The sequence below is a fragment of the Flavobacterium sp. genome (genome assembly GCF_043773265.1).
Taxonomy (GTDB): Bacteria; Bacteroidota; Bacteroidia; order Flavobacteriales; family Flavobacteriaceae; genus Flavobacterium.
Map to the genome: position 1 here is coordinate 1 of NZ_JAYVFH010000287.1, position 10595 is coordinate 10595.

General features: G+C 28.5%; 9 protein-coding genes. 6 read left to right on the forward strand and 3 right to left on the reverse strand.

Features of this window, described 5'->3' with window-relative positions; translation table 11 throughout:
* The 3 genes from ACH2BO_RS14860 to ACH2BO_RS14870 form a co-directional block, all read left to right on the forward strand.
* Positions 1-986 (forward strand): S41 family peptidase (locus ACH2BO_RS14860; RefSeq protein ID WP_395045515.1); only part of this gene is annotated, 986 nt, incomplete at its 5' end.
* Between the two features lie 350 nt (positions 987-1336).
* A complete protein-coding gene (locus ACH2BO_RS14865) occupies positions 1337-2953 on the forward strand; it encodes a hypothetical protein (protein WP_395045516.1) in 1617 nt (538 codons plus the stop codon).
* A complete protein-coding gene (locus tag ACH2BO_RS14870) occupies positions 2946-3518 on the forward strand; it encodes a hypothetical protein (protein ID WP_395045517.1) in 573 nt (190 codons plus the stop codon). The genes ACH2BO_RS14865 and ACH2BO_RS14870 overlap by 8 nt, the downstream gene beginning before the upstream one ends.
* A gap of 423 nt (positions 3519-3941) precedes the next feature.
* Here ACH2BO_RS14870 and ACH2BO_RS14875 read toward each other — a convergent pair whose 3' ends face one another.
* Genes ACH2BO_RS14875 through ACH2BO_RS14885 form a run of 3 tightly spaced genes read right to left on the reverse strand, consistent with a single transcriptional unit; the run spans position 3942 to position 5407 of the window.
* A complete protein-coding gene (locus tag ACH2BO_RS14875) occupies positions 3942-4550 on the reverse strand; it encodes an FAD-dependent oxidoreductase (RefSeq protein WP_395045518.1) in 609 nt (202 codons plus the stop codon).
* A gap of 43 nt (positions 4551-4593) precedes the next feature.
* Positions 4594-4791, reverse strand: coding sequence for a hypothetical protein (locus ACH2BO_RS14880; RefSeq protein WP_395045519.1), 198 nt, complete (start codon positions 4789-4791; stop codon positions 4594-4596).
* A 37-nt stretch (positions 4792-4828) separates the two neighbouring features.
* Positions 4829-5407, reverse strand: coding sequence for a MarC family protein (locus ACH2BO_RS14885; RefSeq protein ID WP_395045520.1), 579 nt, complete (start codon positions 5405-5407; stop codon positions 4829-4831).
* Positions 5408-5579: 172 nt separating this feature from the next.
* Here ACH2BO_RS14885 and ACH2BO_RS14890 point away from each other — a divergent pair, with 172 nt between their 5' ends.
* The 3 genes from ACH2BO_RS14890 to ACH2BO_RS14900 all read left to right on the forward strand — a co-directional run bounded on the left by ACH2BO_RS14890 (position 5580) and on the right by ACH2BO_RS14900 (position 10502).
* Positions 5580-6152 (forward strand): DUF3109 family protein, encoded by a 573-nt coding sequence (locus tag ACH2BO_RS14890; RefSeq protein ID WP_395045521.1) that lies wholly within the window; start codon positions 5580-5582, stop codon positions 6150-6152.
* Positions 6153-6262: 110 nt separating this feature from the next.
* A complete protein-coding gene (locus ACH2BO_RS14895) occupies positions 6263-9664 on the forward strand; it encodes a hypothetical protein (RefSeq protein ID WP_395045522.1) in 3402 nt (1133 codons plus the stop codon).
* A 175-nt stretch (positions 9665-9839) separates the two neighbouring features.
* Positions 9840-10502 (forward strand): hypothetical protein, encoded by a 663-nt coding sequence (locus ACH2BO_RS14900; RefSeq protein WP_395045523.1) that lies wholly within the window; start codon positions 9840-9842, stop codon positions 10500-10502.
* The last annotated feature ends 93 nt before the right edge of the window (positions 10503-10595 follow it).

Consider the following 10595-nt stretch of genomic DNA (forward strand, 5'->3'; position numbering starts at 1 on the left):
TTAACAAAACTACAGGTTATATAAAAATAAATCGTTTTGCCGAGACAACCGCACAAGAATTTCATTTGGCATTACTTAAACTAAAGAAAAGTAGCATCAATTCATTAGTAATTGATTTGCGAGAAAATGGTGGCGGATTTATGGAAATGGCAGTCGAAGTTGCTGACCAATTATTAAAAGACAAAGAACTTATTGTTTTTACCAAAAATAAAAAAGGAACAATAGATAAAACTTATGCAACCGAAGAAGGCGATTTCGAAACAGGAAAAGTTTCAGTTTTAATAGACGAAAACTCAGCTTCGGCAAGCGAAATTCTTGCTGGCGCAATACAAGACAATGATAGAGGAACAATTTATGGCAGACGTTCTTTTGGCAAAGGATTGGTGCAACGCGAAATGAATTTTGATGATGGTTCTGCAGTAAGATTAACCATTGCAAGATATTACACACCAAGCGGAAGAAGTATTCAAAAACCATACATAAAAGGCGAAAGCGAAGCATATTATAAAGAAGCAGAAACCCGATTTGAAAGTGGAGAACTGTATGAAAAAGGAAAAATAAAAATTGCCGATTCTTTAAAATTTAAAACCAAAAAAGGAAGAACTGTTTATGGTGGTGGCGGAATTGTACCCGATGTTTTTGTTTCATTAGAAGTAGAACATGGCGAAGAAAGTCTAGAATACATATTGCAAACAGGTATAGTTGGTCATTTTGTATTTGAACAATTAGACCAAAACCGAAACATTTTTAAAGGAATTACATTCGAACAGTTTTTAGTAAAAATGCACAATAACGATTTATATGTAAATCAATTTCAAAAATACCTTGCCAAATCTGGATTAGACATGAGTTTGTCTAAAAATAAAACTATAGTAAACCGATATCTCTCGGCAGAATTTGCCAGACAATTGTTTGGAGAAAACCAATATTATCAAATTATTTTAAAAGATGATAAAATGGTGAGAGCGGTTTTGGAAAAAAAGTAATGTAAGAAAATTCTACAAGTATAAATACTTGAAATTCCTGATATTTTAAAAATAATTTAACATTTTGTAAAACCTATAAATATTTTCTTATATTTGAAATAGGTTATAACCAATTAATTACGTTCTTACTTTAACGAAAAATATAATTAGCGTTTCGCTTTTAAAATCTCTGTATCAGAAATCGTGGAAAATTTCAAAACACAAGAGAGTTAAATGGGAAACGTCTACAATTTGCGTAGGCGTTCCTTTTTGCTTTGTGTTTGGGTTTCCACGAACCTCTGAAACGAGTATTTAGGTTCTGCTTACGCTTTTTATGTTTTTAAATTTATTAATCATAAAATTTATAAAACATGAAAAAAACATTAAATTATTTATTCCAAACAGTATTTGTATTAGTTTTTATTTTATTCGCTAGTTGTGAAAAAGAGTTATATGAACAACCTATACAGAATAGTGAGAGAAACTTAATTGTAAAAGAAGTATCATTAAAAAGTGAAATTTCTAAATCTAATTCTAAATTAATGGAAGCTGTAAATCTTTTAAATCAAGAGATAAAAGGAGAGACAAATAGAGTTGTTTATGACAGTATATTAAATTTCTATTTCGATGACGAAAGAGGTTTGTATATAGAATCAGCAGATAAACATTCGTACACATTTCCAATTTTTAGAACTAATGCAACAGATAATAAAATTGAAAATGTATTATTTGACCAAAAAAGTGATGGTGGTTACAACATATATTTAGTGAAATATGACATCACTAAAGATGAGCTTCCAAACTACACCAAAGAACAATTAGAATTATTACATAAAGAGTATAGAGCAATATCAGTAACTAATAGAGTTCGATTAGAATTAATTTGTGTTGAAACTCAATCTTGGGTGTCCTATCCTCATGCAGAAGGCGACTTGGTAGGTTACTCTGGAAACAACCTTGGTCATTGGGTAACAACATCTTCAGAATGTGGTTGGGTTAGTGGTAATACTGGTCCACAAAATGCTGGTGGCGGTGATTCAGCAAGTTCAAGTGCTGGTGGTGGCAATTCTGGCGGTGGCGGTGGCACAAGTGGTAGTGGTATTTATACTGGAATTTCTACACTTTCTCCTGATGATATTATTATTAAAGAATTTATAAGCACTTTAACTCCTGAAGAGTTAGAATGGTATCGAGATCAAACTGAAGAAATTAAAAATTTAATACATGAATTAGTTTTAAATGAACCAAATTCAGTTGGAACACCACAATCATTTATAAAAGATGCAATAACTGCTGCAATGCAAGGTGTTGATGTTGATTTTAATAATCATGTTATATTTGGGATAACTAAAAATTGTCAAAAAGAAATTGTAAAAAGTATTTTTTCAATTTCATCACCATTTACAAACCTAATAAAACAAACTTTTAGCTTAAATGAAAAAGTAAATATTAAAATTTATAATGGTGTTAATCCTGGAGGTAATCCTGCAGTTACAAGCCCAATAATTTTTGGCACTTCAGACAATTATACAATTAATATTAAGTTAGATAATGATTATTTAGATACTGCTACAAATCTTTCAATAGTTGCCGTTGTGTTACATGAGTTAGTCCATGCTTATTTAACTTATCTTTATATTTCAGGCACTCTTGTAGCAACTGATTCAGAATACAATACTTTACAAAATGCATTTATGACATTTTACAATAACATGACACCTGATACTTTTGATCCTTTAGACAATGAAATTCATAATGCAATGGATAACTTTATGAGTAATATGGCTAATAGCATATATAATTATTCAGCTGCAAACAGTATTGCTGATGTAGATGTTCAATATTGTATCGATTTAGCATGGGGAACAATGACAGGAACTTCACTTTTTGAAGATTCATTAAGTAATGATCAACAATTAATTAGCAATAATACTGCAGCAAATGAACAAGACAATTTACCACCAGCTAAAGGAACTCCTTGTGAGTAGTTCTATATTATTTCTAACATTATTTATGTTGTCATTTGATTTTTTTGTCCAAACAGAGAATGATGATTACCTAATTTTAAATAAAATTGTTTCAGAAGTAAAAAACAGAAATCACAAAAAGCCAATTTATATTGAAACAAATAATAACAATGAATTTGTTGTTTTGATAATTAAAAACCTTAAAGAAGCTCAAAAAAATGAGATTGTTTTAGATAGTCTTAAACAATCATATAACATTGATGATAATATTGTTTTTGAAACTATTTTTAATAAAAATGAGTATGATTTATTAATTTCCCAAAAAGCAAATTTTAATTGGAATATGAAAAAAATTAATACTGAAAACATTTATTTAAAGAAAAATAATGAAATTAATCTTGGTAAATTAGTTTTGACTGTTTCTAAACCAATTTATGTTAAAAATAATAATTATGCATTAGTTTATTATTCATTTAAAAGTAGTTCTGGAATCATAGTGTATGAAAAGAAAGAAAATAAGTGGATACAATTTAAGATGATTTGTCCAATGTTAATTCAGCAAAAAGCAAAGTACATTAAACAATGATAAAAAAAGCAGTTTTAGCAACCTAAAACTGCTTTTATAATAAAATTAATCATGAAAAAAATAATAATAAAATAATATTCTTACTTCTTTTCAGTAAAATTCAAAGTCAAACTATCACAAATTATGATAGTATAAAAAAGGCGTTATTGATAAAAATTTATATGAAACACTAGATAATGGAAAAATCATTTATTCAATTAATTTGCATAAAAATAACGTTTTTTTAATTCGAAATACTGAAAGTAATAAACACTATTATGTTTCTGAAAAAATTATGAAACAAATAAAGAATTGTAAATGTGATGGTATTAATATTGAAAAAATAAAAAAAGGGAATAAAAAATCACCTAAAATAATTCGAGAATAATTATATTATTAATATACAAATCAGCAAAAAGTAATTTTAGAATAAACTAAAAAACCCTACTTCCTAACACTATCATGAACTTGGCAAGAAATTCCGTTGTTCCATAAAGTCAAAATATCTGTTGCAACTGCTGCTCCACTTCCAGCGGCAATTGTCAATTGACTTCGCCAACCAGCAAGTGTTCCAGCTACATAAATTCCATCGGCAACTTTGTGGTCGTCATTTTTTAATTGAATTCGTTGTTTCTCTACAACAGCTTTTTTATTTGGCTCAATAAATTGATTTAATCCTTCAATATCAAAAGTGTTAGATGAACCAATTGCTACAACAATAGTTTTTGTAGCATAAGATTTTTTATTTGTAACGACTGTAAAATTTGGAAATTCACCTTCAACTTTCATTACTTTTTCACTCTCAATTTGAGCAACATGAGGATATAAATCATGAAGTTGTTCAACACTTTCTGTCAATAGTTCTGAACCTAATTTTCCGGCAGGAATTCCGTAAGCATTATAAAACAAAGCATCTTGAAGTGATGATGCTTTTTGATGTGTAATAATTGCAATATTTTTATCAGCAGCAAAAGGTTTGTTTTTTGCAGAACCTAATATTAAAGCACACGAAACTCCAGAAACGCCACCACCAATTATTAAAACATCAAACATAAAGTATCAAATAATAAATTTAAATTTTGGAGTTTAAAAGCTATTAATTTTTCAAATTGGCTTCAATTTTTTTAGACAACTTAAAGATAAGAAGAATAAATACAGCACAAAAAGCTGCCGCAATTCCTATTAATGCTACCATACTATCACCTTCAAATGGGTTTTGAAAATCTAATAAAGTTATATTAAAAACAATTAAAGCAAAGGCAAGAAATAATAATATTGTTGTGAAAATTTTCATCGAATAAATTTAAAGTGTAAAAATAGTAAAAATTGAATTAAACAAACAAACCTTTAACATTAGCTGCAAATAATTTAACTGCAATAGCCAAAAGTACAACACCAAAAGTTTTTCTAATTACACCTAAACCATTTTTTCCTAATACTTTTTCTATTTTGGAAGATGATTTTAAAACCACATAAACCAAAATAATATTTAAAACTATAGCAATAATAATATTTACAGTTGCATATTGAGAACGCAATGATAATAAAGTTGTCATTGTGCCAGCACCAGCAATTAAAGGAAAAGCCAACGGAACAATTGATGCCGATGAATGTGCTTCGTCTTTATAAATTCTAATTCCGAGAATCATTTCAAGAGCTAAAAAAAATAACACAAACGAACCTGCTACTGCAAACGAATGAACATCAATGCCAATTAGTTTTAATAATTCTTCACCCACAAAAAGAAAAACAATCATAATAATTCCTGCAGTAAGCGATGCTTTTTCAGATTCAATATGACCAAATTTTTGTCTTAAATCTACAACTATCGGAATTGTACCAACAATATCTATAACTGCAAAAAGCACCATAGCAATTGTTGCAATTTCCTTAAAATCAAATCCTAACATACTACTTTATTTAAAATGCAAAATTACTGCTTTCCAAATTGTTAATCAATAAAAAACAATAATTTTAAGATAAATAACGTTAGTAAAAAACATAAAATCCTTTGTACCTTTGCCAACTATTTTATAATTACTTACAATCCTAAGCAATGCAAAGGAACTAATTCTAAATCAAATGTTTCAACTCGGAAAAACAATAGTTTCAGAAGATATATTACAAAAAGATTTTGTGTGCAATCTTTCAGCTTGTCATGGTGCATGTTGCGTTGATGGCGATGCTGGTGCACCTTTGAGTGAAGAAGAAACCAAAATTCTAGAAGAAATTTATCCAAAAATTAAACCATTTCTTCGCAAAGAAGGCATTGCAGCAATAGAAAAATTAGGAACTTGGGTTGTAGGAACAGATCAAGATATGGAAACACCATTAATTGATGATAAAGATTGTGCCTATGTTATTTTTGACGGAAAAACTGCTCTTTGTGGTATCGAACAAGCTTATAATCAAGGTGTAATTTCCTGGAAAAAACCAGTTTCTTGTCACTTATATCCTATTAGGGTAAAAGATTTTACAGAATTTGCAGCCGTAAATTATGATAAATGGGACATTTGTGATGATGCCTGTTCTCTTGGAAAAGAACTTCAAGTTCCAGTTTATAAATTTGTAAAAGAAGCATTAATTAGACGATTTGGCGAAGATTGGTATCTTGAATTAGAAAAAGTTGCAGAGGAATTAAAAAACGAAAAATAAAAACTTTTTTCTAATTGTTTTTCCAACATCATCAATAGTTAATAAAGAATATCCATCAAGTTTTTAAAAATATAAATACTACTTTTGACATTTATCACGTTATATAGAATATGTTGAAAAATAGTTTTTTATGGATGTTTTTATTCTGTTTTTCTGGCATTTTTGCCCAAGAAATAGAAACTGCTTACAAGAGTAAAAAAATTCCGTTTTCTAAAGACACAATTTTCATTGAAAAAGTTAGTATCAATAAATCTTTTTTTAAAATTCTTGACCAACAAGGAAATACTATTGACACTTCTTATTATAAAATAGATTATCTTAAATCGAAATTAATTTTCAAGAACAACTATGTTTCTCAAGATTCTTTGACAATTAACTATTTAAAGTTTCCTGAATTTCTAACCAAAACCTATTCTATTTATGATGAAAATCGTGTAGTTCCAAACGAAGCAGGAAATTTATATTTGGTAAAAAGAGAAAACATCAATAATTTTAAACCATTTGAAGGATTAAACACTTCGGGAAGTATAACAAGAGGAATTACAGTTGGAAACAATCAAAATTCAACTATAAATTCTAATCTTGATTTGCAAATTACAGGCAAAATATCAGATAAAGTTTCACTTCGTGCTTCTATTCAAGACAGTAATATTCCGTTGCAAGATGGTGGTTATTCTCAAACATTAGACGAATTTGATCAAATATTTATTGAATTATTTTCAGATAAATGGAACATTCGTGCTGGCGATTTATTTCTTGAAAACAGAAAATCTAAATTCTTGAATTTTAATAAAAAAGTGCAAGGATTATCTACAAAATTTACTTTTGGAACTCCAGAAAAAAAAACCGAAGTATTTGCATCTGGAGCAATTGTTCGTGGTCAATATGCCAAAAGCAGCTTTACAGGACAAGAAGGAAATCAAGGTCCATATAAATTGCGTGGCAATAATGGCGAGTTGTTTGTTCTTGTAATTTCTGGTTCAGAACGTGTTTTTATAAACGGAATTTTATTAAAGCGAGGCGAAAACAATGACTATATTATTGATTACAATGCAGGCGAAATTGTTTTTACCTCTTTGTTTCCAATTACTTCTGAGATGCGAATTGTTATCGAATACCAATATTCTGACAGAAATTTTACTCGATTTGTAACTTATGGTGGTGCAACTCATCAAAGAGAAAATTGGAGTATTGGCGGATTTTTATATTCTGAAAACGATGTGAAAAATCAACCTTTACAACAAAATTTATCATCAGAGCAAGTTGAAATTCTAAAAAATGCTGGCGACAATAATTCCTTAATGAATGCGCCATCGGCATACCTTGACTCCTTTTCTGAAAATAAAATATTGTATGAAAAAGTTACTGTTGGTAGCGTTGATGTGTTTCAGTATTCTAATGATGAAACCGATATTCTATATAATGTTAGATTTTCGTTAGTAGGAAATAATTTGGGTAATTACATTTTAACCAACAACAATGCTATTGGCAAAATTTATGAATATGTAGCGCCAATTTCTGGAGTTTTACAAGGAAATTACGAACCAATAACTAGATTGATTGCACCAACAAAAATTCAAATTGCAACTGTTTTAGGAAGTTATAATCCATCAGAAAAAACTGCTGTCGATTTTGAACTTGGCGTTAGCAATAACGATTTAAATTTATTTTCTACAATTGATGACAACAATAATAAAGGTATTGCTGCAAAAGTAAATGCGAAACAACGTTTGTTTTCAAAGAAATTCAATCTTGATGCGTTTGTAAATTATCAATTGGTTCAAGAAAATTTTAAAACAATTGAGCGATTATTTAATATAGAATTTAATCGTGATTGGAATTTAACTACTATTTCTGGCAATCAAAGTTTGTTGATTACTGGTTTAAATTTTGATTTTAAAGAAAAAGGTTTCGCAAAATATCAATTAGAAAAGTTAGATTTTACTAATAATTTTTCAGGCACACGTCACATTATTCAAGGAATATTTAAACAAAAAAATATTGTAATTCAGCAAAATTCAAGTTTGCTAAATAGTTCTGGATCAATTTCAAAAACCACCTTTTTACGCAATCAAACTCGTGCAAAATACCATTTCAAGAAAAATTGGGTTGGTGGAAGTTTCAATCATGAAGATAATCAAGAAAAACTTGTTGCAACTAATCAATTCTCGCCTTTAAGTCAACATTTTTCAGAATTTGGTACGTTTTTTGGTCGTGGCGATAGTACAAAAGTCTATGCCGAAATTGGTTATTTGCACAGAAAAAACGATAGTTTACAATCTGGAAATTTACAACGTGTCAACACATCAAATTCATATTATTTAAAGTCTAAATTAATTCAATCTCAAAAAACCAATTTATCACTATTTGTAAATTTTAGACAATTGGATTTTACTGACGAAACAAAACCAACAGAACCATCTTTAAACTCGAGATTATTGTATAATGATAATTTTTTTAATCAATTAATTCAATCAACTTCTGCCTATGAAACTGCTTCTGGAACGATTGCGCAACAAGAATTTACCTATTTAGAAGTCAATCCAGGACAAGGAGTTTATATGTGGAATGACTACAATGACAACGGAATTCAAGAATTGCAAGAGTTTGAAGTGGCGCCTTTTCAAGATCAAGCAAAATATGTTAGAGTTTTTCTTCCCAATCAAATTTTTGTGAAAACGCACCAAAATAAATTTTCTCAATCAATAACATTAAATCCTACAAAATGGGTTAATGAAAAAGGATTCCAAAAAATATTATCCTATTTTTATAATCAAACATCATTTTCACTTGACCGAAAAATTGAACGAAATTCAAACAATTTCAATCTAAATCCATTTTCAGCAAGCGAAGACAATTTGTTAGGATTAAACACAAATTTTAGAAACAGTTTGTTTTATAATCGAGCCAAACAAAAACATTCTGTTACCTATAATTTTATTAAAGGAAGAGTTAAAAATTTACTTTCTATTGGTTCGCAAGAAAACAGCACAAGTTCTAATCAAATACAATATTCACATTTACTAAAGAAAAGTTGGTTGTTCAATTTTGATAGTTCAATTTCAAAAACATCAAGTGTTTCTGATAATTATGCAAGTAGAAATTTTGAACTAAAAAGTTATGCATTAGAACCAAAAATTTCTTATTTATTTTCTAATAATAAAAGTTTGTCCTTGTTTTATGAATTTAAAAACAAAGAAAACATTATCAATTTACTTGAAACTTTAAATCAAAAACGATTCGGAATTTCATTTAATTACTCAAGTGATAAGAAGTTTACAGCCAATGGCGAGTTTTCATTATATGATAATGACTTTTTAGGAAACCAACTATCTCCAGTTGCTTTTCAGATGCTCGAAGGACTACAAGCTGGTAAGAACAGTACTTGGCGTTTACTTTTACAAAAAAATCTTACACAATATTTAGACATAAACATTAACTATCAAGGACGAAAATCAGACACTAATAAAACCATTCACACTGGAAGCGTACAGTTAAGAGCATTTTTTTAATCAATTAATATCCTAAATTCTTTTTTTGACTTGTAATTAAAATTCTACATGCAACTTATTGATATGGAATGATTGTTGATTAAAATAAATTTGTTAATTTTAAACTTTAATAACCCAATTTTAAATCACAATGAAATCAATGATTCACGAAATCCAATTAAAAACTATTAATACTATGAGTAAGAAACTAATTTTATTATGTTTTGTTTTTTTATTTTCAAATACATTCTTTGCACAAGATGTAAAAGAAAAAACTTCAAAAACTAAAGCTAAAACAGAAAAAGCTGCAGCTGCCAAAAAAGAAAAAGCAGAAAAACTTAAGGCAGAGAAAACTAAAGCTAAAAAAGACGCTGCAAAAGAAGCTAAAAAAGCAGAGAAAGATGCTAAAACTAAAACATCTAAAACTAAAAAAGATGTAGAAGAAAAAGCAACTAAAACTGATAAAAAAGCTAAAACTACTAAAGAAAAAGCTACTAAAGCAAAGAAAGATGTAGAAGAAAAAGTATCTAAAACTAAAAACGATCCAAAATCTAATACAAAATATGCTTCGGATAAAGTAAAAGAAAATAAAGCGTCTGCAACAGGAAAAGAAAAATCTACAGAAGGAAAAACTAAAGCTGCTGCCAATAAAACTAAAGCTAAAGTTAAAAAAACTGCTGCTGAGGAAAAAGAAGACATGAAAGAAACTGCTGTTTCTAAAGCTGCAGAGAAAAAAGTTGCTGATAAAGTTACAGGAAAATATAATGGCAAAAAAGTATTTACTGGACCAAGAGGTGGAAAATACTACATTAATAAAAATGGTAATAAAACCTATATTGAAGCTGAACAAGAAGAGTAAGATTCTTTTTATTTAAAATTTATAATGCAACTTTCAATTTAATGAAAGTTGCATTTTTTTTATTCAATTTTTCTTAAAAAAGCTATCCTAAAT